At 64.0% G+C, this 23956-nt stretch carries 21 protein-coding genes; 19 read left to right on the top strand and 2 right to left on the bottom strand.

Annotated features, from left to right (window positions below):
- Positions 1–73 precede the first annotated feature (73 nt).
- The 6 genes from Q9Q79_RS11710 (at position 74) to Q9Q79_RS11685 (ending at position 8653) form a co-directional block, all read left to right on the top strand.
- A complete protein-coding gene (locus Q9Q79_RS11710; RefSeq protein WP_229302664.1) occupies positions 74–4813 on the top strand; it encodes an RHS repeat-associated core domain-containing protein in 4740 nt (1579 codons plus the stop codon).
- Between the two features lie 10 nt (positions 4814–4823).
- Complete coding sequence (locus Q9Q79_RS11705) at positions 4824–5039, top strand: hypothetical protein (protein WP_044570362.1); 216 nt, start codon at positions 4824–4826, stop codon at positions 5037–5039.
- A 993-nt stretch (positions 5040–6032) separates the two neighbouring features.
- Positions 6033–6599: an RHS repeat-associated core domain-containing protein gene (locus Q9Q79_RS11700; protein WP_308150306.1), complete on the top strand. Its 567-nt coding sequence runs from the start codon at positions 6033–6035 to the stop codon at positions 6597–6599.
- 156 nt (positions 6600–6755) lie between these two features.
- Complete coding sequence (locus Q9Q79_RS11695) at positions 6756–6968, top strand: hypothetical protein (RefSeq protein WP_005409921.1); 213 nt, start codon at positions 6756–6758, stop codon at positions 6966–6968.
- A 550-nt stretch (positions 6969–7518) separates the two neighbouring features.
- Entirely contained in the window at positions 7519–7902 is a 384-nt protein-coding gene (locus tag Q9Q79_RS11690) for a hypothetical protein (RefSeq protein WP_012480483.1), read from the top strand.
- Between the two features lie 466 nt (positions 7903–8368).
- Entirely contained in the window at positions 8369–8653 is a 285-nt protein-coding gene (locus Q9Q79_RS11685) for a hypothetical protein (RefSeq protein ID WP_044571399.1), read from the top strand.
- A 45-nt stretch (positions 8654–8698) separates the two neighbouring features.
- Here the strand turns inward: Q9Q79_RS11685 and Q9Q79_RS11680 are convergent, their stop codons facing one another.
- Positions 8699–9073, bottom strand: coding sequence for a hypothetical protein (locus tag Q9Q79_RS11680; protein ID WP_044570359.1), 375 nt, complete (start codon positions 9071–9073; stop codon positions 8699–8701).
- A 572-nt stretch (positions 9074–9645) separates the two neighbouring features.
- Between Q9Q79_RS11680 and Q9Q79_RS11675 the strand changes: the two genes are divergently transcribed.
- Positions 9646–9975 (top strand): hypothetical protein, encoded by a 330-nt coding sequence (locus Q9Q79_RS11675; protein ID WP_099498078.1) that lies wholly within the window; start codon positions 9646–9648, stop codon positions 9973–9975.
- Here the strand turns inward: Q9Q79_RS11675 and Q9Q79_RS11670 are convergent.
- Positions 9969–10373 carry a hypothetical protein gene (locus tag Q9Q79_RS11670; protein WP_012480480.1) on the bottom strand — a complete coding sequence of 135 codons (405 nt, stop codon included), beginning with the start codon at positions 10371–10373 and terminating at the stop codon, positions 9969–9971. The two genes, Q9Q79_RS11675 and Q9Q79_RS11670, sit on opposite strands and share 7 nt — an antisense overlap.
- A gap of 194 nt (positions 10374–10567) precedes the next feature.
- On the opposite strand from Q9Q79_RS11670, the gene moaA reads away from it, so the two are divergent.
- The 12 genes from moaA (at position 10568) to narI (ending at position 23953) form a co-directional block, all read left to right on the top strand.
- A complete protein-coding gene (moaA, locus tag Q9Q79_RS11665) occupies positions 10568–11548 on the top strand; it encodes a GTP 3',8-cyclase MoaA (protein WP_012480479.1) in 981 nt (326 codons plus the stop codon).
- 8 nt (positions 11549–11556) lie between these two features.
- Entirely contained in the window at positions 11557–12552 is a 996-nt protein-coding gene (gene moaCB / locus Q9Q79_RS11660; protein WP_201862430.1) for a bifunctional molybdenum cofactor biosynthesis protein MoaC/MoaB, read from the top strand.
- A complete protein-coding gene (gene glp, locus Q9Q79_RS11655) occupies positions 12552–13805 on the top strand; it encodes a gephyrin-like molybdotransferase Glp (protein ID WP_201862432.1) in 1254 nt (417 codons plus the stop codon). The genes moaCB and glp overlap by 1 nt, the downstream gene beginning before the upstream one ends.
- Positions 13805–14065, top strand: a complete 261-nt coding sequence (locus Q9Q79_RS11650; RefSeq protein WP_019337814.1) for a MoaD/ThiS family protein — start codon at positions 13805–13807, stop codon at positions 14063–14065. The genes glp and Q9Q79_RS11650 overlap by 1 nt, the downstream gene beginning before the upstream one ends.
- 3 nt (positions 14066–14068) lie before the next feature.
- A complete protein-coding gene (locus tag Q9Q79_RS11645; RefSeq protein ID WP_012480475.1) occupies positions 14069–14569 on the top strand; it encodes a molybdenum cofactor biosynthesis protein MoaE in 501 nt (166 codons plus the stop codon).
- A gap of 108 nt (positions 14570–14677) precedes the next feature.
- Positions 14678–15220, top strand: coding sequence for a molybdenum cofactor guanylyltransferase (locus Q9Q79_RS11640; RefSeq protein WP_076740094.1), 543 nt, complete (start codon positions 14678–14680; stop codon positions 15218–15220).
- Positions 15217–15582: a hypothetical protein gene (locus tag Q9Q79_RS11635; protein WP_012480473.1), complete on the top strand. Its 366-nt coding sequence runs from the start codon at positions 15217–15219 to the stop codon at positions 15580–15582. Before Q9Q79_RS11640 ends, Q9Q79_RS11635 begins: the two co-directional genes overlap by 4 nt.
- A 145-nt stretch (positions 15583–15727) precedes the next feature.
- Positions 15728–17146, top strand: coding sequence for a NarK family nitrate/nitrite MFS transporter (locus Q9Q79_RS11630; protein ID WP_012480472.1), 1419 nt, complete (start codon positions 15728–15730; stop codon positions 17144–17146).
- A 72-nt stretch (positions 17147–17218) separates the two neighbouring features.
- The gene (locus Q9Q79_RS11625; RefSeq protein WP_076740093.1) at positions 17219–21025 is read left to right on the top strand and encodes a nitrate reductase subunit alpha; all 3807 of its coding nucleotides are present in this window, start codon (positions 17219–17221) and stop codon (positions 21023–21025) included.
- On the top strand, positions 21025–22569 hold the full coding sequence (gene narH, locus Q9Q79_RS11620; RefSeq protein WP_012480470.1) for a nitrate reductase subunit beta: 1545 nt from the start codon (positions 21025–21027) through the stop codon (positions 22567–22569). Before Q9Q79_RS11625 ends, narH begins: the two co-directional genes overlap by 1 nt.
- A complete protein-coding gene (gene narJ / locus Q9Q79_RS11615; RefSeq protein ID WP_043033283.1) occupies positions 22569–23249 on the top strand; it encodes a nitrate reductase molybdenum cofactor assembly chaperone in 681 nt (226 codons plus the stop codon). Before narH ends, narJ begins: the two co-directional genes overlap by 1 nt.
- Positions 23246–23953, top strand: a complete 708-nt coding sequence (narI, locus tag Q9Q79_RS11610) for a respiratory nitrate reductase subunit gamma (RefSeq protein WP_010485313.1) — start codon at positions 23246–23248, stop codon at positions 23951–23953. The genes narJ and narI overlap by 4 nt, the downstream gene beginning before the upstream one ends.
- The last annotated feature ends 3 nt before the right edge of the window (positions 23954–23956 follow it).

The raw sequence follows: 23956 nt of genomic DNA, 5'->3' as shown, positions 1-23956 counted from the left end.
AAGCATGACGCGGGGCACAGCTCCGCGTTCTCGTTCCCGCCGGCGCTGTGTTCGTCCAGGAAGGAGAACAGGGATGTTGGAACGACTGAAGACCATTTTGTGTGCCGTGCTGGCGATCGTTGCCGTTGGCTGCATTGCGCCGGCTGTTGTACAGGCGCAGGAAAGCAAGATCACCTGGCGTATTTCGCAGCCCGGCGGCAATTCGACGCAGTACAAGACCCAGCAGCAGGCGGTGCAGGCGATCAAGAGCCTGCCCGCACCGAGTCCGTTCCCGCCGGAGTTCCAGTTCGGTTGGCAGTCTGTCGACAAGATCAAGTCGAAAGTCGTGGACTTGAACGGAAATACGTCGATCACCTACTGGATGGGGAAGGCACAACCCTCCGATCCAGACTGGACCTATCTGAGTACAGCGGAGTTTTCGACCGAAGAGGCGATGGTCGCGAGTTATCTCGCTGAAGTCCAGGCAAGTAACCCTGTGTGTCCGGGTGCTGCTGTTACACCACAGGGTGACTGGTTCTCCGGCGTGCCCGAAATGGAAGGCGTAGTCGAGTCCAGGTTCTATCAAATCACCGATATGATCGGGGAGAACACGGCCGAATCGCCCTGCGCTCCCTACGTGAGCCAGATGGCCTTCGGCCGCAAACGCCGGCTTGATTGCCCTGTTCCACTTACGCAGTGGTCCAACAAGCACAACGCCTGCGTCAACGAGGAATTCGTTGCGACCATCACCTCGAAGTCGCAGAAGTGCGACAAGGACGGCGGCAACGGTAGCTGCCCCATGCCCCGCAACGATACAGCGGCGAACATGAGTCCGATTCCCGACAAGGACCCGGCCTCCAACGGCGGTACCTGCGACGGCAATGTCGGCAACCCATGTGATGTTAAAACGGGCGAGAAGTATGAGATCGCGCAGGACTTTGATCTGGGCTGGATCGCGCTGACGCGCTTCTATCACTCCGGCATCTCCACCTCATCCGGTGGCTTCGGCTATGGCTGGACCCATTCGCTGGGCGCCCACCTGGCACTGGATGGCGTTGACAGTGTGGGCATCATTGAAAGCACCGGTTTCCAGCGTGCATTCAAGAAGATCGGCCAAGCCTATGAGGCGGACGACGACAGTGGTGACCGTCTGGTCCAGAACGGCAACTGGACACTGTACTCGGCGGATTCCATCTCTACCTTCGGCGCGGACGGGCGTCTTGCCGCCAAGCGCTTCCCGGATGGCACGTCGCTGGCCTACATCTACGACGACAGCGACCGCCTTGCGGCGGTCACCCACAGCAGTGGCCGCACACTGGAGTTCGTTTACCAGTCCAACGACTATGAGGCGTTGATCAGTTCGGTGCTGGTCGAAGGCGTTGCGCTCGCCACCTATACCTACACGCCGCAGAACCAGGTCGCCACGGTGACCTATGCGGGTGGTGGTGTGCGGACATATCACTACGAGAACCAGGACTTCCCCCAGCACCTGACCGGCATCACCGCTGAGGACGGTCGCCGCTACAGCACCTTTACCTACGATTCCATCGGTCGTGTGATCTCCAGTCAACATGCCGGCGGTGCCGATGGCGTGACACTGGCCTACAGCCCCAATGGTGGTGCGTTGGTGACCGACGCGCTGGGGCGGCAGACCGACTACACCCTGACACCCGGGGGCGACACCGCTCCGTCGCGCAAGGTGACCGGCCTGAGTGATTCGCAGGGAACCGTCAGCCGGACCTACTACGACCAGAGTGTCGACTTCCGTCGGCGCCTGGATACCTACACTGATCGTCGCGGTATCCAGACCAAGCACACCTATGCGCAGGGTACTGATGCGGTGAGCGGCCGTGCCGTCAGCATCCATACCGTGACCGAAGCGGTCGGCTTGCCCGAGCAGCGTGTGGTGACCACGGCGCGCGACGTTGAAACCAATGCGGTACTGACCACCCGGATCGGCAATCGTGAAACCCGAACGTCCTTCAATGGCCGGCGCCAGCCGACAACCAACACGGTGACCGACATCGCGTCCGGTCAGACGCGCATCACCAGCTATACGTACTGCGAAGCCGCTGATGTGGCAGTGGCAGGCAGCTGCCCGGTGGAGGGGCTGCTGAAGAGTGTGGATGGCCCGCGCACGGATGTGGCCGATGCCGTTACCTATGCCTATTACTCGGCGGATGATGCAGGGTGCGCGACCGGAGGTGCCTGCAGCTATCGCAAGGGCGACCTGCGCAGCGTGACCAATGCGCTGGGCCAGACGGCCGAGACTCTGGCTTACGACGCGTTCGGGCGGCCGTTGTCGGTCAAGGACGCCAACGGCGTGGTGACTGATTACACCTACCATCCCCGCGGCTGGCCGACCTCCATCACCGTGCGCGGCGCGACCACGGCCGAGGATCGGGTCACCCAGCTGAGCTACTGGCCAACCGGCCAGGTGCAGAAAATCACCGAGCCGAATGGCAGCAGCGTGTCCTACTTCTACGATGCTGCGCTGCGCTTGACCGACATCGAGGACAACGCGGGCAACACGATTCACTACATGCTGGACAACGCCGGCAATCGCCTCAAGGAAGACACGCTCGATGCAGGCGGCACGCTACGTCGCACCTTGGCGCGGACGTTCAACACGCTCGGCCAGCTGACCGCACTGAAGGACGCAGGCAATCACGCTACCGGCTTTGCCTACGATGCCAACGGCAACCCGCAGACCGTGACCGACGCCCTGCAGCGCGTGACCAGCCAGCAGTACGATCCGCTCAACCGACTGGCGCAGACCCTGCAGGATGTCGGCGGCGTGGCGGCGGAGATCCGCAGCCAGTACAACGCGCTGGACCAGGTCACCCAGGTCACCGACCCGAAGGGCCTGCATACCACCTACGCCTACAACGGTTTCGGTGATATGACCGGGCAAGTCAGCCCGGACAGTGGCGCCAGCAGCTTCGCCGTGGACGCCGCCGGCAATCGCAAGACGGCTACCGATGCGCGTGGCGTCACCGCCACCTATCACTACGATGCACTCAACCGCCTGATCGGTATCGCCTACCCGGACCCCAATCTGGACGTGGGCTACAGCTATGACGTGGCGCCTGCTGCGTGTACCGCCGACGAGCGTTTTGCCAAGGGGCGCCTGGGGCAGGTGCTGCACGCCAATGGAAGCGCCCAGTATTGCCATGACCGCTTCGGCCAGGTCACCCGTAAAGTGCAGACGATCAATGGTGTCGCCAGCACGCTGCGCTACGCCTATAGCAAGTCGGGCCGTCTGACTGCGTTGACCTACCCCGACGGCAGCGTGGCCGACTATGTACGCGATAGCCAGGGGCGCATCAGCCAGATCGGCCTGACCCGGCCCGGCCAGGCACGCCAGATCGTGGTGAACAACGTGACCTACGCGGCCTTCGGCCCGGCCACCGGCTGGGCCTATGGCAATGGGCGGCAGCTGCAGCGTCCGCTGGACTTGGACTATCGCCCGCAGGCGGTGCACGACCCGGCTGCGGGCGGTCTGTCGCTGGGCTACGGCTACGACCCGGTCGGTTCGATCACCGAGCTGAAGAACGGCGCAGGTTCGACGGTGCTGGCCAAGTACGCCTACGACACGCTGGGCCGCCTGACCCAGACCCAGGACGGCGCGACCGGCACGCCGATTGAAACCTATGCCTACGACGCCACCGGCAATCGCACCGCGCTGACCACCTCGGCAGGCACCGCCAGCTACACCTACCCCGCAACCAGCCACCGGCTGACCGCCGTGGACGGCGAAGCGCGCAACCATGACGCGGTGGGCAACACCACCAGCATCGGCGGCAAGACGTTCATCTACAACGATGCCAACCGCATGAACGCGGTGAAGCAGGGCAATGCCGTACTGGAAAGCTACGGTTACAACCACCGCGGTGAACGCGTTCTGCGTACCCCGGCTGGTGGCGCAGCGCAGATCACCTTGTACGACGAAGCAGGGCAGTGGCTGGGCAACTACTCGGCCACGGGGCTGGCGCAGCAGCAGGCCATCTGGCTGGACAACTACCCGGTGGCGCTGATTAATGTGCCGGCTACCGGCGTGCCGGAGCTGGCCTACGTCCAACCAGATCATCTGGGTACGCCGCGCGTGGTGATCGATCCGGTGCGGAATGTTGCAATCTGGGAGTGGAGCAACAAGAGCGAGGTGTTCGGCAACCAGATGCCGAGTGCCGACCCGGATGGGGATGGTGTGGCGTTCGAGCTGGCGCTGCGATTCCCAGGCCAGCAGGCCACGGATGCGAGTGGGCTGTTCTACAACTACCAGCGGGAGTATGACCCTGCGGTGGGGCGGTATTCGCAGAGTGATCGCATTGGACTCAGGGGCGGGATCAGCACATACGGATACGCAGGTGGCGTCCCGTCGTCTTTGATAGATCCACTTGGTTTGTGTCCCTGCGAGTGCGTCGACTACTTAGGCATGACGTTCGGTGTGGCAGACCTCACCTTTGGAGGCTTGGAAGCTGTGAATGGCGCAGGAGCCACCATTGCCGGTGTTTTGTCTCTGCAGCCCGAAGTTGCAATCCCCGGATTCCTGGTAATGGTGAATGGTGGAGCAACGGCGTACGATGGAGTGTCAGCGATACAAACCGCTCAAGATGGAAAGGAAAGAGAATCCATCTACGCCGAGGTGGGCGGGGAGTTGCTGGGGCCAGTTGGCGCGAAGACGGGAGAGCTGTTGTCGTTTGGCTTGACGTTCAGCGGTCACCTTAAGGCCACACGGAAACTGTTGCAACGCGTAGCCACTGACAAGGATGCACTGGATGCCATGAAGGCGGTGAGGGATGTTTCGGGTGGGTCCGGGTGCAATTGCAAATAATGGAGATGATATGCATATGCGCAAGAAAATATTTAATTGGCTTGGTTTGTTGTTCTTTGCGCTAATCTTCTTGAGGTCCTCGTCCTATCTTGTATTGAAGGCGTATGCGATTGGCCGCCTTGAGAGGGGCGATTATTTTGTAATGTTGCCTATGGCGCTGGGGTCGCTCCTGATCTGCGGCATGTTTATGGCAATTATTATTAAAGGAGTGAAAGCCAATCGGTAAGCTCCGCCTGGAGACTCGCGCGCGACGTATGGTTGCGGCAGATTGTATGGGTATCACTTCACGATTTGCAGCTAGCTGGAATTCGTCTTGATCCGGTGTCGGGTGTGAATGGTTCTCTGTTCGATTGCAGGATCTTGCGAGAGCGCTCAGCGAGAACCTGCTGGTCGACTCTCCGGTGATCCGCCGGATTATTAATGTGTGAGATATGAAACATGAAAACATGGAGCTCCTCAGCCCTCCAGGAAGGTCCGTGGCATAGCATGAGAGCGTTTGATCTGCGGTGTTTGAAAAAGGACGCCGAAGCGAAACCATAAGGCGTTATTGGAAAAGAGGGTGCCTAATGCCCTGCGTGGGTAGGCCTAAAGGTGCAAGCGCATTCCCATAGGACTGGGAATATGGTGGGATCGGGCATCGGCAGCTGGCCAATGAGCTTGAGTGTCGCGCATATCAAGAGCGGATGATCTGCGCAACTCGGCTGCGCGATGGAGGACTCGGAGGCGCCGCAGTAGACAAGGCCTACAGCAGGGCAGTAAAGGAAGGAGCAACACGCAATGCGATGCATTCGGATACTGGCCATCTTCTCGCTCGTTCTGGGCCAGCTGGGGTGCCGGGATGATGCTGAGAGTTCAACGTACCCCATGGGTCAGACTGGAAAGACTTGCACTGCCTTCAAAGGCTTTGATCGCCAGCCTCCCGAAGTGGTTGTTACCGAACTGGCTAGACGGGGGTTGGACAGTCGCAGGTTGATCCATAAAACAGTTTGCGGCTCGATCACCAGCTGGGAGATCCTTCCTGCAGGGGCGTCGATCAATCGGATACCTCCCCCAGATACCTACGTGAACGTCTGGCTGAGGGAAAACGGCTCTGTTTCCGTCAGTACGGACCTCCCTTGATGTCGGCGCTCTGATGCTCACGCATCGGGCCAGCGCGCCTGCGCAATAGGTCAGCTAAGGCGAAGTCGCGCTCACTTGATGTCATCCGGGTGGACCGCGCGTGGCAATCGCTCGGTCGCCCGATGTCCCGGCTTGGGCGCGGAGCAGAAAGAGCGAAGTGTTTGGCAACCAGATTCCGAGTGCCGACCCGGACGGGGATGGTGTGGCAGTCGAGCTGGCGCTGCGCTTCCCGGGGCAGCAGGCCACGGATGCGAGTGGGTTGTTCTACAACTATCAGCGCGAGTACGACCCGGCGGCGGGGCGGTACTCGCAGAGTGATGCTATTGGATTGAAGGGGGGGCATCAGCGCTTACGCTTATGTGGATTCGAATCCAATCATTGCTACCGATCCGAAGGGGCTGGCAAAGAAGAGAGCGTGTGTCGCGGCCTACACCGCTGGAGGTGCGGTTTGCGGCGGTGCGGCGGGCTACTACGGAGGAGGCACTGTGGGAGGCATCAGCGGCGCGGCGGCTTGCAGTCCATCAGGCCCAGGGGCAGCAGTCTGCGCCATCGGCGGCGCGGCTGGCGGGAGTGCTCTCGGCGGTGCCGCAGGTTCGGTGGTCGGCGGGTTTCTGGGCAATATCGCCGGTCAGGCGATGTGTTCGGACGAGGAGGGAGAAGATTGTGAGGCCCTGCTACGGACTGACACGGATACCTGCAATGGAATCACCAGGGTGCGTGGCGCAAGAGCTGGTGCGGTCTGTCATGCGTCGGCGACGCAGAGATATGCTGCGTGTCTTAGCGGAAGCCCTATTCCGCCATTGAATACATGGAACAATTGACAATGAATACGTATGACCATCTCGTCTGTGTTGATGAAGATGCAAAGGAATTGGTTGTTTTTCGGGTGGGGGCAGATGGGAAGAGGACCTTGTTCACCAGGGTGGCGCTTCCGCAGGTTGAGGGATGGTCTGCCGAGTTGCAGGATCTTGCGAAAGCGCTCGGCGAGAACCTGCTGATCGACTCTCCGGTGATCCGGCGGATTCTCAATGTGTGAGACATGAAACAGGGAGCTCCTCAGCCCTCCAGGAAGGTCCGTGGCATAGCATGAGAGCGTTTGATCTGCGGTGTTTGAAAAAGGACGCCGAGAAAAGCGGAATGCGGGCCGTTGGAAATTTCTTGATTGCCTTGTATGCGCGAGATGTGATCTCTGGGTATGCGATAGCGCCTGCACCGTCTGCTATCTACTTATGGACCTTCGTGATTCCCACATATGATGATTTTCCCTACCTGCACATATCTCTAGGTCAGAGGATTGCAGGTGCGGAAGTGGATAGAGTTTTTTCCGTGGAATGCGTGAGAGGATTTTGAAGTTGCCAATGTCCAATGCTATTCAAAATAGACTAGATGCGATTCATTCTGTACTGAAGAATGGTGGTGAACCGGGAGCGCAGCATCTTCTGGAGACGTGGTCTGTTCAGACGGCTCGATTGGTCGGCGGCAGCTCCTGGGGCAGCGGACGGTAGCGAATTGTCTCGCTGGGCGCAGCCCCAACGCAGCAGGGAATACCACGCTCTGGCAGCAGATCGTTTACCTGCAGCGACCCGGTGCGTGATGTCGCGATCTGGGATTGGAGCAACAAGAGCGAAGTGTTCGGCAACCAGATTCCGAGTGCCGATCCTGATGGGGATGGTGTGGCGTTCGAGCTTGCGTTGCGCTTCCCGGGCCAGCAGGCGACGGATGCGAGTGGGTTGTTCTACAACTATCAGCGGAATACGTCTCTGCAGTGGGGCGGTATTCGCAGAGTGATCGCATTGGACTACTTTGGGGGATTGCAAGCTTTGCGTATGTTGGTGGGAATCCTATTTCACAGTCCGATTCTCTGGGATTGTGCGAAGACGATAATGGTTCTGATGCGTCCATTCATCAAAAGACATATGGCAAGTACTTCAAGTCATGCATGTCTTACGTTCAGCCTCCGACATGGTTGACTTTGCCGGTGTCTAGTGCATCCGTTCTGATATTGTTTGTTGAAGTGCCCTTTGTTGCCGGTGTTGCAACAGTGGGAGGAGGAGCGCTGGCGAGCTATGAGGTTGGAGCAGCTATAGTCTGCGCTATGGCTGGAATTCAAACTCTGCAGTGAGCCCTATGAAACTGACACGCGGGTGGCTTCTTACATTTTCTGGGATTTGGCTAGCACTTTCGGCCTTGATGCTGTGGCTTGACCGAGTCTGGGATGCGTGTGGCGCGTTCCTGGCTGCGGCAGCCTTCTTTCTGGTTGCCTTGAGGAGAAAGCAGCATTTGGCTGGTAGATCACAAGAGTAGCGCGCCTTCTCGGCCCTCTCTTCGAGGAGGGGGCTTGAGAATTGTGACTCCACCGGTAATCGCACCCCGCTGACCACTTCGGCAGGCACCGCCAGCTACACCTTTCCCCCAACCAGCCATCGCTTGGCTGCGGTGGATGGCGAGGTACGCAGCCATGACGCAGCGGGCAACACCACCAGCGTCCAGGTGGAGAACGTGGAAGTCGTCGGATTCGGGGGCGTGGTGTTCCTGTCCAGCACGACCCAGGTTTTCGGAAGCGACATTGCCACGGCCATGCTTGCCGATGCCGACGGCGTACCGGTGAGGGTCACCTTGTGCCTGGACAATCACGATCAGCTCTTCGAGCTGGAGCTGTGCAAGGTGGACTTCTCGCCGATCATCGGCGTCGATCTGAGGAGCGCTTTCAGCGAGTACTGACGCCTGCTGAAAGCGATCCAAGCTGAAGGGCATTGCGCATCGCCTTCACCCTTCGGGCTGCAACCGCCCCACCGCCTGCGCGCACAACGACTGGCAGGCCATGACCAACCCCTCCATCACCCGATCGCCCACGTACTCTTCCGGTTCGCCATTCTGCCGGGTGCGCTCCGCCGCCAGCAGCATCTCCAGCACCACCCGCAATCCGCTCAACGCGCAATCGGCATCTGCCAGGGCCAGGCAGCGGCCGGGCAGCTGATGCCGCTCCGGCCACGGCTGCCCATCAGCCGCCGCACCGGAGCCGATGCGGTGGAGATTGGCAATGAAGGTGTTCCTGTCCACTGTTGGCGCAGCCTGTGGCGAGCCGTCGTCGCCGGCGGTGCTGCGGTAGGCGTGCAGATGCGGGAAGTCCGATTCGTTCATGGCAAGGCTCCGTGCAGGGCAATCGGTAGCCGCCACCCATAAAAGTGGCGGGCGGTACGTGGTTCGAATCCGGGTTGGTCCCAAGCCGGTGGGCGCGAACGCCCCCACGCACCGCCCGCCATAGCCGGCAGACGGATTGCCAGCCGGCGCCACGGAATGTGGACGCCGACTGGCAAGCGCAATCACTCAGGACCAACTCGGGATTCGAAACCCGGCCACCCTTTTCCGGTGGCACGCCATCTGAGCCCGTGGCGCTGTGCAATGCCAATCAGAAGAGTTGCAAACATCACTCGATTGGAGACGCTTTCGGCATTCTCCCACGCTGTTAAGCACCGCCAGCGCTAGCTGGCGCGGCGGTCCGCCCGCACCGTGCAATCTGCGACAGGTGTCGAGGTTGGGGGGCGTTAGGGAACAAGGGGGGAGGGGCGATGACGACAGGCTCTGAAGGGAAGGGCCTGAGTCGAGCATGGCCCGCCTCTACAAGCGTCAAAGCGTGACGTGCGACTCGGGTTGACGTTCCCAGCCACCAAGCGCAGGCTTGTTCAGCACGTTTCCTAAACAGAAGGAGACTTATGACCGCGACCGCTTCGCTGCACCCCACCCCCGACACCCAGGGCCGTTCCCGCCTGTGGAGTGTGTTCTGGCTGCAGGGCGTCATTCCCAGCAACATTCTGTGGGCGGTGGCCCTCTGGGCCCTGGCCAACCAGCGCACCACGCTGCTGCTGGGGGTATTTGCCGTGCTGCTGCTTTATACCGGCTGGATCATCCCGGCGGCCTGGCGGGCGGCGCCCACCGCGCACAACCCCAACCTGGGTGTGGCGGCGCGCGGGTTGACCGTCGCCTGGGGGCTGAACACCGTGCTGGTGATCTTCTTCCTGACCCTGCAGCTGGTGGCTCAATAGAACTGAACGGGCTCGCCGCCACGGTCGAAGGCGGCGAAGCGGCCGATCTGACCGTCATGGATGGCGTTGACCATCAGCTTCAGCGGGCGCGCGGCTTCGTCGCTGTTGGGTGCGAAACCGCCTCTGCCATCCAGCGCCGCCACGAACACCAGGTCCCAGTCGATGCCGGTGGTGGTCGATTCGGTCGCCAGCGCCTGGAAGCTGGGCACCTCGGCTGGCAGCTTGTCCACGCACAGCACCGGCGACAGGGTGCCGCCCTCGCGGCGGTCATGCCGGTCGCGCTGGTCACCGGTGGGCGATTCGGGCAGCTCGGCGCGCACGAATACGAACAGCAGGCGTTGCGGTTCAGCCTGCTCGCCGGCGGCATGCAGCAGTTGCTGGAAATCGTTCATCATCATGAGGGTTGTCACACGCCCGCTGCACGGAAAGCCGCATGCTGCCACAACGCCTGCCGCGCGGGGCCGAACGCGATTGATTTAAGTCATGCCCATGGAACTGAAGGCCGCGTACTCTGGCAATCGTTCCAGCAGGCGAGGGTATCCGGGCCGTTCCGGGCACAGGCAAGACGGTGGAGCAACAAGGTGGACCAGCCATGAGCCAACTCACCGACGGTTTCGGACGCAGCTTTCCGTACCTGCGCCTGTCGTTGACCGAAGCCTGCAACTTCCGTTGCAGCTACTGCCTGCCCGACGGTTACCAGGCCGATGGCCGCCCGCGCTTCCTGCAGGTGGATGAAATCGCGAGGCTGGTGCGTGCGTTTGCCGCGCTGGGTATGAGCAAGATCCGCCTGACCGGCGGTGAGCCCAGCCTGCGCAAGGACCTGGACGAGATCATCGCCACGGTTGCGGCGGTGCCGGGCATCCGCAAGGTGGCCATCACCACCAACGGCACGTTGCTGCCGCGGCGCCTGCCGGGGTGGCACCGGGCCGGCCTGACTGCGCTGAACGTGAGCATGGACAGCCTGCAGCGCGAACGCTTCAAGACCATCACCGGGCACGACCGCCTGCCGGAGATCGAACAGGGCCTGGCCCTGGCGCAGGCGTTGGGCCTGCCGGCGATCAAGCTCAACGCGGTGCTGCTGCGTGGCCTGAACGATGACGAGTTGCCGCAGTGGATGGACTACCTGCGTGGCCGCCCCTTCAGCGTGCGCTTCATCGAACTGATGCGCACCGGCGACAACGAAGCCTATTTCCAGCGCCACCACCTGCGCGCCGACGTGGTGATCGAGCAGCTGCTGGCCGCTGGCTGGCACGAGCGTCCGCGCGCCGCCGACGCCGGCCCGGCGCGCGAGTTCGGCCACCCCGACCATCGCGGCAGCATCGGCATCATTGCCCCGTATTCGCGTGACTTCTGCAAGGGCTGCAACCGCCTGCGGGTGACCGCCAAGGGCGACTTGCGGCTGTGCCTGTTCGGCGAGTTCGGCGTACCGCTGCGCCCGCTGCTGCAGCGCGATGAGGACCACGACGCGCTGCTGGCACGCATCACCACACAGCTTGGCCTGAAAGCGGCCGGGCATGGACTGCACCAGGGCCAGACCGGGCTGACCCCGCACCTGGCCTCCATCGGAGGATGAGCAACACGATGAGTGGGGAATTGAATGCGGCCTTCCACATGGCCGATGTCCGTAACAAGCGCATCAGCCGCCGCCGTGCGGTGGCGGTGGGCGAGCTGCATGCCGGTCCAGTGGCCTATCCGCTGATCGTCGAGCGCCGCCTGCCCAAGGGCGATGCGCTGGTGATGGCCGAGATTGCCGGCCTGCAGGGCGCCAAGATGGCCTCGATGCTGATGCCGCTGTGCCACCCGCTGCCGCTGGAACTGGTGCAGGTGTTCTGCGCGCCGGTGCCGGAACGGCAGGCGATCCGCGTGTGGTGCGAGTGCGCCAGCGAGGCACGCACCGGCGTCGAGATGGAGGCGCTGGCTGGTGTCAACGCGGCGTTGCTGACCCTGTACGACCTGAGCAAGCCAGTGGAACCGGCACTGCGCATCGAAGGCATCCGCCTGCTGTTCAAGGAAGGCGGCAAGCGCGGGGTCTGGCTGCACCCGGATGGCATGGACGAGGCCGAGCGCGTGCGTTTCAACCCACGTGCACCTAAGGGGTTGGAGAGTGCGGCCTGCGCGGTGATTACGCTGAGCGATCGCGCCAGCGAAGGCACTTATGAGGATGTGTCCGGCCCGACCCTGGTGACCGGCCTGAGAAAGCTGGGTGGCGACGTAGTGGCCGCCGAAGTGCTGCCCGATGGCATCGAGCCGTTGGCGGGCCGCCTGCAGGCCTTGGCTGCCGAGGGCGTGCGCCTGTGCCTGTGTACCGGTGGTACCGGGCTGGGCCCGCGTGACCTGACCCCGGAGGCGCTGCGTTCCTTGAACGCGCGGCCCGTGCATGGCCTGGCGCAGATGGTACGGGCCCTGAGTGCGCAGCACACGCCGATGGCCTGGCTGAGCCGCGCCGAGGTGGTACAGCTGGGCAACATGCTGGTGTTCGCATTGCCCGGCAGCCCGAAGGCGGCGGCGCAGTGCCTGGATATCCTGGCGCCGGTACTGGGCCATGCCCTGGCGATGGTCGAGGGGGATGGCCACTGATGATTGCCTACAGCGATGCCTTGCAGCACCTGCTGGACGCGGCCAAGCCGCTGCCGGCCGAGCATCTGCCGCTGCATGAGGCCGCGGGCCGCACGCTGGCCCGTGACATCCACAGCGCGCAGTCGCTGCCGCCGTTCGACAATTCGGCGATGGACGGCTTCGCGCTGCGCGCCAACGGCACGGCGTTCGAGGCCGGTACCGAATTTGCCGTGCAGGGTTGGCAGGCAGCCGGTGATGCAGGTGCCGAAGGTGGCGAGGGTGCCTGGGAAATCATGACCGGTGCGCGCATGCCGTCCGGGCTGGATACGGTGGTGCCGGTCGAGAACGTGGACATCCTCGCCAGCGAGGAGGGACGCCCGACCCGCATCGCCCTGAAGGCATCGGTGAAGCCGGGCCAGAACGTGCGCCTGCGCGGAGAAGATGTAAGCGACGGTGAGCGCGTGCTGCAGGCCGGCCAGGTGCTTGATATCAATGCGCGCACCCTGCTGCATGCCATCGGCGTGGGCCAGGTGGCAGTGGTGGCACGGCCGAGGGCTGCGGTGATCGCCACCGGCAAGGAACTGGTGACCGAGGCGGCGCAGACGCTGCAATCCGGGCAGATCCGTGACAGCAACCGGCCGTACCTGGTCGGTCGCCTGCAGGCCGCCGGTGCCGAGGTGGTCTGGCAGGGCTCGGTAGGCGATGAGGTGGCCGCGTTCAACGCGGTACTGGATGCAGCGCTGGACGCGGGTGCGCAGCTGTTGATCAGCACCGGCGCGGTGTCGGCCGGCCGCTACGATTTCATTCCCGACGCGCTGCGCGGCCGGGGTGCGCGCATCGTGTTCCACAAGGTGGCGATCCGCCCCGGCAAGCCGCTGCTGTTTGCGGTGCTGCCCAATGGCGCGCTGTATTTCGGCCTGCCCGGCAACCCGGTGTCGGCTGCGGTGGGCCAGCGCTTCTTCGTTGAGCCGGTACTGCGCCGCCTGCTGGGGCTGGCACCGGAGCCGGTGTTGACATTGCCCCTGCAGGCCGACGTGCGCACGCCGCCCGGCCTGCGCTTCCACGCGCGGGCGCGGGTGGAGGTGGACGCACAGGGGCGCCTGAGTGCGCGCGTGCTGGCCGGGCAGGAGTCGTTCCGTTTGATGTCCATGCTGCAGGCCAACGCCTGGGTGGTGCTGGAGGCCGAGGGAGACCTGGCCAGCGCTGGCACCTACGTGCGCGTGCAGGGCTGGGGTCACCACGAACCGGTGCAGCTGGTGAGCCAGGAGTCATGATGAAACAGGTGAATCTGCAGTTGTTCGGTGCGTTTTCCGATCTGGATGCCAGCCGCGAGATCGCCGTGGATGTGGCCGGTGGCACCGTGGCCGATCTGCGCCAGGCGCTGCGCGAGCTGCTGCCGCTGCGTTGGCCGGGTTTCCGTGCCGGCCTGCTGGACTACTCGGCGTTCGCCGACCAGCAACGCGTGCTGCGCGACCACGAGGCGCTGCCCGACGATGGCCGCGTGGCGATCCTGCCACCAGTGAGCGGGGGCTGAGCGATGAGCGAGAAGATCATCGCGAAGGTGGTGGACCGCGCGCAGGCGGCGATCGATCCAGCCGAGGGCATTGCTGCGGTCTCTGATCCGGGCTTCGGCGGCATCGACGTGTTCATCGGCAAGGTGCGCGACGTCAACATCGGCCGGCTGGTGACCGGGATCACCTACGACCTGTTCGAGCCGCTGGTGCTGAACGAGTTCAAGCGCCTGGCCGCCGAGGTCGAGGCGGCGTTCGGTCCGAAGCTGAAGCTGTATGTGGCCCACGCCAAGGGCCGGTTGGGCATCGGCGATGTGGCGGTGGTGGTGGCCGCGGGCAGCCCGCACCGCGACGAAGCGTTCCGCGCGTGCCGGCAGTTGATCGAGGTGGTCAAGCACCAGTGCCCGATCTGGAAGCAGGAGCACTACGAGGACGGCGACAGCGAGTGGAGCGAGGGTTGCAGCCTGTGCCATGCGGACAGCGAACCCGCCCATGCCCATGATCATGCGCACGACCACGGGCATTGACCCCACCCTTCAGGGCGGCGCGGGGTTCAGTAGATCCACGCCATGCGTGGATGAGGCCTTTCCCGAGCACCCGGCCGGCGCAGCCACGCATGGCGTGGCTCTACGGCGATGAGCGTCAACGGCATCGTGCTGGCCGGCGGCCTGTCCACCCGGATGGGCCGCGACAAGGCGCTGCTGCCGTGGCAGGGGCGGACCTTGCTGGAACACATGCGGGGCCTGTTGATGCAGGCTGGCGCACGCGAGGTCTGGGTCAGCGGAAATTACCCGGCGTTCGGCGGCGTGCCGGACTGCGTGGCACGTTGCGGGCCGCTGGGCGGGCTCTACAGCGTGGCGATGCGCATGCCCGATGGCCCGGCCTGGGTGGTGCCGGTGGATACGCCGCTGCTGCCGCCGCGATTGCTGCAGCAATTGCGTGACGGCCATCGCGGTCCATGCACGATCTTTGCCGGCCATCCCCTGCCCATGCTGGTGGATATAGACGATGCTTGTCGCAACGTACTTGAATCGATGCTGGGCGACCCGGACGGTCCGCGCTCGCTGCAGGCCCTGCAGCGTCGTCTTGGCGTGAATTCCGTGGCGCTGGCGCCGGTTGACGAGGCCGGGCTGGTCAACTGCAATACCCCCGAACAATGGGAGGATGTTGCGTCATGAAAGTGCAGTTGCAGGACCAATCGGTACGGCTTCGCCTGGACGAGGCCGAGCTGGCGCGCCTGCTGGCCGGTGAAACGGTCGAGAACATGACCCGCTTCGGCGGTATCGAAGGCTGGGGCATGGCGGTGTCGCTGCATGGCGGCGATCAACCGGTACTGCTCGACGGAGGCACCTTCTGCCGCCTGGTACTGCCGCGCTCGGCCGTCGAGGCCTTGGCGGCGCGGCTGCCGTGCCGCGATGGCCTGCCATTCGACATTGCCCTGGAAGATGGAAGCCAGCTTCAGCTGCAGTTCGATGTGGACGTGCGCGACAGCGTGCGCCAGCGCGGGGTGACCCGCCGCAGCACCGCTTCATCGGTTTGACATTTGTCAGGGGCAGGGTGGAAACCGGCCCTTGATTGATCCAGATCAACCCCGTCGTCCGTGCTGCACGGCCTAATGGCTGCATGACGACGGGTTACAACTTGAAACGCAGTACCCACGTCATTCCACAGCCTTGGAGCCATGTATGACCGTCGGTAGCGATCCTGTTGTCCGCAGCACTGCCAGTCCCGGTCGCGTCATCAGCGACTGGACGCCGGAGGATCCCGGCTATTGGGAGCGCACCGGCAAGCGGGTCGCCACCCGCAACCTGGTCATCTCGATCCCTTCGCTGCTGCTGGCCTTCTCGGTCTGGGTGCTGTTCTCGGCGGTGTCGATCAGCCTGCCGAAGATCGGCTTCAACTTCAGCACCGACCAGCTGTTCTGGCTGGTGGCACTGCCCAGCCTGTCCGGCGCGACCCTGCGCATCTTCTATTCGTTCGTGATCCCGATCTTCGGCGGCCGCCGCTGGACCGCGCTGTCCACCGCGTCGCTGCTGGCGCCGACGCTCTGGCTCGGCTTTGCGGTGCAGAACCCGGCCACGCCGTACTGGGTGTTCGTGGCCATCGCGATCCTGTGTGGTTTCGGCGGCGCGAACTTCTCGTCGTCGATGTCCAACATCTCCTTCTTCTACCCCAAGCAGAAGCAGGGCCTGGCGCTGGGCCTGAACGCCGGCCTGGGCAATGTGGGCGTGTCGGTGGCGCAGGCGGTGATTCCGCTGGTCATCACCGTGGGCGTATTCGGTGCGCTGGGTGGTGCACCGCAGCCCGCGGTGGAGGGTGGGGCACCGCTGTTCCTGCAGAACGCCGGTTTCATCTGGGTGCCGGCCATCGCGCTGTGCGCCATCGCGGCCTGGTTCGGCATGAACGACCTGACCAGCGCCCGCTCGTCGTTCTCCGAGCAGGCGGTGATCTTCCGCCGCAAGCACAACTGGCTGATGTGCTGGCTGTACATCGGCACCTTCGGTTCCTACATCGGTTTCTCGGCCGGCTTCCCGATGCTGGTGAAGAGCCAGTTCCCGGACGTGAACCCGCTGGCCTACGCCTTCATCGGCCCGCTGCTGGGCGCGCTGATGCGCTCGGTGGGTGGCAGCATGGCCGACCGCTGGGGTGGTGCACGCCTGACCTTCTGGGTGTTCGCGCTGATGATCGCGGCAGTGTTCGGCGTGCTGCACTTCCTGCCCAGCGATGGCCAGGGCGGCAACTTCTACGGCTTCCTGCTCAGCTTCATGGCGCTGTTCGTGCTCAGTGGCATCGGCAACGGCACCACCTTCCGCATGATCCCGGTGATTTTCCGCACCCTGCATGAGCGCTGGTCGGCCAACGACAACGCCGAGGGCAAGGCCACGGCCGCACACCAGGCCAGCATCGAGTCGGCCGCAGTGGTCGGTTTCTCCGGTGCGATCGGTGCCTACGGCGGTTTCTTCATTCCCAAGAGCTACGGCTCGTCCATTACGTTGACCGGCAGCCCCGACATGGCGCTGTACGGATTCGTTGTTTTCTATGTCACCTGCCTGGCCGTGACCTGGTGGTGGTACTACCGGCGCGGTGCCGAGACACCCTGCTGACGACATGAAAACGCACCGCAGCCAGATGACACACACAGCCACGATGCCGATGTCCGCAAAGGGAGATCCCCGATGAGTTATTTCCTCGATCGCTTGCAGTTCTTCAAGCGTGACCCCCAGACCTTTGCCGATGGCCATGGTTTTGCCAAGAGCGAGGGCCGCGACTGGGAAAACAGTTACCGCGCCCGCTGGCAGTACGACAAGATCGTACGATCCACCCACGGCGTGAACTGCACCGGCTCCTGCAGCTGGAAGATCTACGTCAAGAACGGCCTGGTCACCTGGGAAACCCAGCAGACCGACTACCCGCGCACACGCCCGGACCTGCCCAACCATGAACCGCGTGGCTGCCCGCGTGGCGCCAGCTATTCCTGGTACCTGTACAGCGCCAACCGGCTGAAGTACCCGCTGATCCGCGGCACGCTGCTGCGCCTGTGGCGCGAAGCACGCAAGAGCAAGGCCCCGGTCGATGCCTGGGCCAGCATCGTGGAGGACAAGGAGAAGGCGCGTTCGTACAAGACCCGCCGCGGCATGGGCGGCTTCGTGCGCCTGCAGTGGGAAGAGGCCAACGAGATCATCGCCGCCTCCAACCTATATACAGTGAAGCAGTACGGCCCGGACCGCGTGGTCGGGTTCTCGCCGATTCCGGCGATGTCGATGGTGTCCTACGCCGCCGGTGCGCGCTACCTGTCGCTGCTGGGTGGCGCCTGCCTGTCCTTCTACGACTGGTACTGCGATCTGCCGCCGGCCTCGCCGCAGATTTGGGGCGAGCAGACCGACGTGCCCGAATCGGCCGACTGGTACAACAGCCGCTACATCATCGCCTGGGGCTCGAACGTGCCGCAGACGCGCACGCCCGATGCGCACTTCTTCACCGAGGCGCGCTACAACGGCACCAAGACAGTGGCGATCTGCCCGGACTATTCCGAGCTTGCCAAGCTGACCGATCATTGGCTGCACCCCAAGCAGGGCACCGACGCGGCGCTGGCCTTTGCGTTCGGCCATGTGATCCTGCGCGAGTTCCATGTCGATTCGCCCTCGCAGTATTTCCAGGACTACTGCCGCCAATACTCGGACATGCCGATGCTGGTGCGCCTGGAACGTCGCGACGATGGCCGCCTGGTGGCGGGCCGCTTCCTGCGTGCCAGTGAGCTGGGCGGGCTGGGTGAAGCCAACAACCCGGATTGGAAAACCCTGGCCTACGACGAGAACAGCGGCCAGATCGTGGTGCCCAATGGCTCGATCGGTTTCCGCTGGGGTGAGAAGGGCCGCTGGAACATCGAAGAGAAGGCAAGCAATGGCGCCGACACACGCCTGCGCCTGAGCTTGTCCGAGGCCAACGACGGCATCGAGGCAGTGAGCTTCCCGTACTTCGGTGGCATTGAAAGCGATGGCTGGACCGCTGCACCGGCCGAAGAAGTACTGGACCGCAACATTCCGGTGCGCCGGCTGGCCACGGCCGATGGCGGCGAGACGCTGGTGGCCACGGTCTACGACCTGCTGCTGGCCCAGTATGGCGTTGACCGTGGCTTTGGCGGCGGCAACGTGGCATCGAGCTTCGATGACATGGTGCCGGGCACGCCGGCGTGGCAGGAGCGCATCACCGGCGTGTCGCGCGCCGAGGTGATCGAGATCGCCCGCGAGTTCGCGCGTACCGCCGACAAGACCCACGGCCGATCGATGATCATCGTTGGCGCGGGCATGAACCACTGGTTCCACAACGACATGAACTACCGCGGCCTGATCAACATGCTGATCATGTGCGGCTGCGTGGGCCAGACCGGTGGCGGCTGGGCGCATTACGTGGGCCAGGAAAAGCTGCGCCCGCAGACCGGCTGGCAGCCGCTCGCATTCGGCCTGGACTGGAGCAAGCCGCCGCGCCACATGAACGGCACTTCGTTCTTCTACTTCAACACCGGGCAGTGGCGCTACGAGAAGCTGCAGGTGGACGAGCTGCTGTCGCCGCTGGCCGATGCGAGCAAGTACGGCGGCAGCCTGGCCGACCTGAACCTGCGCGCGGTGCGCATGGGCTGGCTGCCGAGCACCCCGCAGCTGGACCGCAACCCGCTGCAGCTGGTACGCGAGGCCGAAGCGGCCGGCGTGGCCCCGGCGGACTATGCGCTGGGCAAGTTCAAGGACGGCTCGCTGGACTTCGCCTTCGCCGACCCGGACGCCAGCCAGAACCACCCGCGCATGATGTTCATCTGGCGCTCGAACCTGCTGGGTTCCTCGGGCAAGGGCCACGAGTACATGCTGCGGCACCTGCTGGGTACGCGCCACGGGCTGCAGGGCAAGGACCTGGGCGAAATGGGCGCAGTGAAGCCGCAGGAGGTGAAGTGGCGCGACGAGGCGCCGGAAGGCAAGCTGGACCTGCTGGTCACGCTCGACTTCCGCATGTGCACCACCGCGCTGTACTCGGACATCGTGCTGCCGACGGCAACCTGGTACGAGAAGGACGACCTCAACACCTCGGACATGCACCCGTTCATCCACCCGCTGTCGAAGGCGGTGGACCCGGCCTGGGAATCGCGCAGTGACTGGGACATCTTCAAGGAGGTGGCCCGCACCGTGAGCGAGATGGCGCCGGGCGTGCTGGGTGTGGAGAAGGACCTGGTGCTGGTGCCGACCCTGCACGACACCCCCAACGAGCTGGGCATGCCGTTCGGCGTAGCCGACTGGAAGAAGGGCGAGTGCGAGGCCATTCCGGGCCAGACCATGCCGTCGATGACGGTGGTTGAGCGTGACTACCCGAACCTGTACCGCAAGTTCACCTCGCTCGGCCCACTGCTGGACAAGCAGGGCAATGGCGGCAAGGGCATGAGCTGGGACACGAAGCACGAGGTCGAGTTCCTCGGCAAGTTGAACCACACCGTGCACGAAGAAGGCGTAAGCCAGGGGCGCCCGGCCATCTCGACCGCGATCGACGCGGCCGAAGTGATCCTGCACCTGGCGCCGGAAACCAACGGCCACGTGGCGGTGAAGGCCTGGGAATCGCTGGGCACCTTCACCGGCCGCGAGCACACCCACCTGGCCGTGGGCAAGGAGCACGAGGCGATCCGCTTCCGTGACATCCAGGCACAGCCGCGCAAGATCATTTCCTCGCCGATCTGGTCGGGCCTGGAAGACGACAACGTCAGCTACAACGCCGGCTATACCAACGTGCACGAGCTGATTCCGTGGCGCACGGTGACCGGTCGCCAGCAGTTCTACCAGGACCACGAGTGGATGATCGACTTTGGCGAGGCCTTCATGAGCTACCGGCCGCCGGTCAACACGCGCACGGTGGAGCCGCTGCTGAACCAGCGCCCGAACGGCAACAAGGAGATCGTGCTGAACTGGATCACCCCGCACCAGAAGTGGGGCATCCACAGCACCTACAGCGACAACCTGATCATGCAGACACTGTCGCGCGGTGGCCCGATCGTGTGGATCAGCGAGGACGACGCGCGCAGCGCCGGCATCGTCGACAACGACTGGATCGAGCTGTTCAACGTCAACGGTGCGATTGCTGCGCGCGCGGTGGTCAGCCAGCGCGTGATGCCGGGCATGGCGATGATGTACCACGCCCAGGAACGCATCATCAACGTGCCGGGCTCGGAGATTTCCGGCACCCGCGGCGGCATCCACAACTCGGTGACCCGCATCGTGCTCAAGCCGACCCACATGATCGGCGGCTACGCGCAGCTGGCCTATGGCTTCAACTACTACGGCACCTGCGGTACCAACCGCGACGAGTTCGTGATCGTACGCAAGATGGACAAGATTGATTGGTTGGACGATGAACAAGGAAGTTCGAGTGTCGCGGGCGCAGGACGCGCAGGAGCGACCGATGAGCAGCCCGCTGGTGCTTCGGCATCGGCCAGCAAGGAGGTGGTGTGATGAAGGTCCGTGCACAGATCGCGATGGTGCTTAACCTGGACAAGTGCATCGGCTGCCATACCTGCTCGATCACCTGCAAGAACGTCTGGACTTCGCGCGAGGGCGTCGAGTACGCCTGGTTCAACAACGTGGAAACCAAGCCGGGCATCGGCTACCCGAAGGAATGGGAAAACCAGGAGAAGTGGAACGGTGGCTGGGTGCGCACCGGCAGCGGCAAGCTGGTGCCACGCGCGGGTGGCCGCTGGCGCATGCTGGCCAAGATCTTCGCCAACCCGGACCTGCCGCAGATCGACGACTACTACGAGCCGTTCGATTTCGACTACCAGAACCTGCACACCGCCAAGGACAGCCAGCACCAGCCCACCGCGCGGCCGCGTTCGCTGATCAGTGGCGAGCGCATGCAGAAGATCGAGTGGGGCCCGAACTGGGAGGAGATCCTCGGTTCGGAGTTCAGCAAGCGATCGCGCGACTACAACTTCGACCAGGTGCAGAAGGAGATCTACGGCGCCTTCGAGAAGACTTTCATGATGTACCTGCCGCGCCTGTGCGAGCACTGCCTGAACCCGGCGTGCGTGTCGGCGTGCCCCTCGGGCGCGATCTACAAGCGCGAGGAAGATGGCATCGTGCTGATCGACCAGGACAAGTGCCGCGGCTGGCGCATGTGCGTGTCGGCCTGCCCGTACAAGAAGATCTACTACAACTGGAAGAGCGGCAAGTCGGAGAAGTGCATCTTCTGCTACCCGCGCATCGAGATGGGTGAGCCGACCGTGTGCTCGGAAACCTGCGTGGGCCGCATCCGCTACCTGGGCGTGATGCTGTACGACGCCGACCGCATCGCCGAGGCCGCTTCGGTGGCCGCCGAGAAGGACCTGTACCAGGCCCACCTGGATATCTTCCTGGACCCGAACGATCCGGCGGTGATCGCCGCCGCGCGCAAGGAGGGCATCCCGGACAGCTGGCTGGAGTCTGCCAAGCAGTCGCCGGTGTACAAGCTGGCGATCGACTGGAAGCTGGCGCTGCCGCTGCACCCGGAATACCGCACGCTGCCGATGGTCTGGTACGTGCCGCCGCTGTCGCCGATCCAGTCTGCCGCCGAGCGTGGCCGCGTGGGCATGAGCGGGGAACTGCCGGACGTGGCGTCGCTGCGCATTCCGATGCGCTACCTGGCCAACCTGCTGACGGCCGGTGACGAGGCGCCGGTGGTACGCGCGCTGGAGCGGCTGATGGCGATGCGTGCCTGGCGCCGGGCCAGGAACGTGGACGGCGTGGAAGACACCTCGGTGCTGGAACAGACCGGGCTGAGCATCGCCCAGGTGGAGGAGATGTACCGCTACCTGGCCATCGCCAACTACGAGGACCGTTTCGTGATTCCGACCGGCCACCGCGAGTACGCCAACGACGCCTTCGGCGAGCGCGGCGGCTGCGGCTTCACCTTCGGCAACGGCTGCAATGGTGACAGCCCGGCCGACCTGTTCGGCCAGCGCAAGACCACCACCTTCGTGGTGGACAAGGGCCCGAACCACCGCCGCAAGGAGGTGGTGTGATGAGCGTGCTCAAGCTGGTCGGGGTATTGCTGGACTACCCCCGCGAAGAACTGTGGGAGCACGGCGAGGAACTGCTCGCCGCCTGTGACGACCCGGCGCTGAACGCCGCCCGCCGCCAGCAGCTGCGCAGCTTCGTGCAGCAGCTGCTGGCCACCGATGCGCTGGATGCGCAGGCGGCGTGGCTGGCCAGTTTCGACCGCGGCCGTTCGATGAGCCTGCTGCTGTTCGAACACATCCATGGCGAGTCGCGGGACCGTGGCCAGGCCATGGTCGATCTGGTCGAAACCTACCGCCGCAACGGCTTTGAACTGGATGCCCGCGAGCTGCCGGATTACCTGCCGCTGCTGCTGGAGTTCCTGGCCCATCGCCCCGGCAGCGAGGCCCGCGAGTGGCTGCACCACATCGGCCATATCGCCGGGATGCTGGCGGCGCGTGCCGCCGAGCGCGAGCTGCCGCACGGGGTGCTGTTCGAGATCCTGGTCGAAGCCGGTGACGGCAAGGCCGATCTGCAGGCGCTGCGCCAGCGTGCCAGCGAAGAAGTCCGCGACGATACCGCCGAGGCCATGGACCGCTTGTGGGAGGAGGAGGCGGTGCGCTTCGGTGCCGAAGCCCCCGCCGAAGACTGCAAGCCGCCCGTGCGTTCGCCGGCCCGTCCTTCGCATCGAGAGGTCCAGCCATGAGTTACTCCCTGCATCAATTCGCCTTCCAGTACTACCCGTACATCGCCGTGGCCGTGCTGCTGATCGGCAGCTGGGCCCGCTATGACAAGGCCATGTACACCTGGCGCACCGGCTCCAGCCAGATGCTGTCGGACAAGGGCATGCGGATCGGCAGCAACTGCTTCCACATCGGCATCCTGGCCATCCTCGGTGGCCACCTGGTCGGTCTGCTGACCCCGCACGCAGTGTACGAGCACTTCATCACCTCCTCGCAGAAGCAGATGCTGGCGATGGTGGTCGGTGGTGTGTTCGGCGCACTGTGCTTCATCGGCATCAGCATCCTGCTGGTACGCCGCCTGTTCAACGCGCGCGTGCGGGCCACCGGCAGCTTCGGTGACACCCTGGTGCTGGTGTTGCTGTTCGCCCAGCTGTGCCTGGGCCTGTACAGCATCCGCATCTCGTCCGGCCACCTGGACGGCGGGGTGATGGTGCAGCTGGCCGAGTGGGCGCAGCACATCGTGACCTTCCGTGCCGGTGCCGCCGACTACATCGAGGGCGTCAGCTGGGTCTACAAGATGCATATCTTCCTGGGCCTGACCCTGTTCCTGATCGCGCCGTTCACCCGCCTGGTGCACGTGTGGAGCATTCCGATCAGCTACCTGTGGAGGCCGTACCAGGTGGTGCGCCGCCGCCAGGCCACGCTGCGCTACGGTCCGCGGGAGTAAGTC

This window comes from Stenotrophomonas sp. a6 (assembly GCF_030913325.1).
GTDB classification, from domain to species: Bacteria; Pseudomonadota; Gammaproteobacteria; order Xanthomonadales; family Xanthomonadaceae; genus Stenotrophomonas; species Stenotrophomonas maltophilia.
Note: the sequence above shows the minus strand (reverse complement) of the source record. Positions and strands in the feature narration are given on the sequence as shown.

Coding starts and splice junctions, on each gene's coding strand:
- Q9Q79_RS11635 (WP_012480473.1), top strand. CDS start 15,217: ATGAAAGTGCAGTTGCAGGACCAATCGGTACGGCTTCGCCTGGACGAG.
- narH (WP_012480470.1), top strand. CDS start 21,025: ATGAAGGTCCGTGCACAGATCGCGATGGTGCTTAACCTGGACAAGTGC.
- Q9Q79_RS11645 (WP_012480475.1), top strand. CDS start 14,069: ATGAGCGAGAAGATCATCGCGAAGGTGGTGGACCGCGCGCAGGCGGCG.
- Q9Q79_RS11705 (WP_044570362.1), top strand. CDS start 4,824: ATGCATATGCGCAAGAAAATATTTAATTGGCTTGGTTTGTTGTTCTTT.
- narI (WP_010485313.1), top strand. CDS start 23,246: ATGAGTTACTCCCTGCATCAATTCGCCTTCCAGTACTACCCGTACATC.
- Q9Q79_RS11670 (WP_012480480.1), bottom strand. CDS start 10,373: ATGATGATGAACGATTTCCAGCAACTGCTGCATGCCGCCGGCGAGCAG.
- Q9Q79_RS11680 (WP_044570359.1), bottom strand. CDS start 9,073: ATGAACGAATCGGACTTCCCGCATCTGCACGCCTACCGCAGCACCGCC.
- narJ (WP_043033283.1), top strand. CDS start 22,569: ATGAGCGTGCTCAAGCTGGTCGGGGTATTGCTGGACTACCCCCGCGAA.
- Q9Q79_RS11695 (WP_005409921.1), top strand. CDS start 6,756: ATGAATACGTATGACCATCTCGTCTGTGTTGATGAAGATGCAAAGGAA.
- moaA (WP_012480479.1), top strand. CDS start 10,568: ATGAGCCAACTCACCGACGGTTTCGGACGCAGCTTTCCGTACCTGCGC.
- Q9Q79_RS11630 (WP_012480472.1), top strand. CDS start 15,728: ATGACCGTCGGTAGCGATCCTGTTGTCCGCAGCACTGCCAGTCCCGGT.
- Q9Q79_RS11625 (WP_076740093.1), top strand. CDS start 17,219: ATGAGTTATTTCCTCGATCGCTTGCAGTTCTTCAAGCGTGACCCCCAG.
- Q9Q79_RS11675 (WP_099498078.1), top strand. CDS start 9,646: ATGACCGCGACCGCTTCGCTGCACCCCACCCCCGACACCCAGGGCCGT.
- Q9Q79_RS11640 (WP_076740094.1), top strand. CDS start 14,678: ATGAGCGTCAACGGCATCGTGCTGGCCGGCGGCCTGTCCACCCGGATG.
- Q9Q79_RS11650 (WP_019337814.1), top strand. CDS start 13,805: ATGAAACAGGTGAATCTGCAGTTGTTCGGTGCGTTTTCCGATCTGGAT.
- moaCB (WP_201862430.1), top strand. CDS start 11,557: ATGAGTGGGGAATTGAATGCGGCCTTCCACATGGCCGATGTCCGTAAC.
- glp (WP_201862432.1), top strand. CDS start 12,552: ATGATTGCCTACAGCGATGCCTTGCAGCACCTGCTGGACGCGGCCAAG.
- Q9Q79_RS11710 (WP_229302664.1), top strand. CDS start 74: ATGTTGGAACGACTGAAGACCATTTTGTGTGCCGTGCTGGCGATCGTT.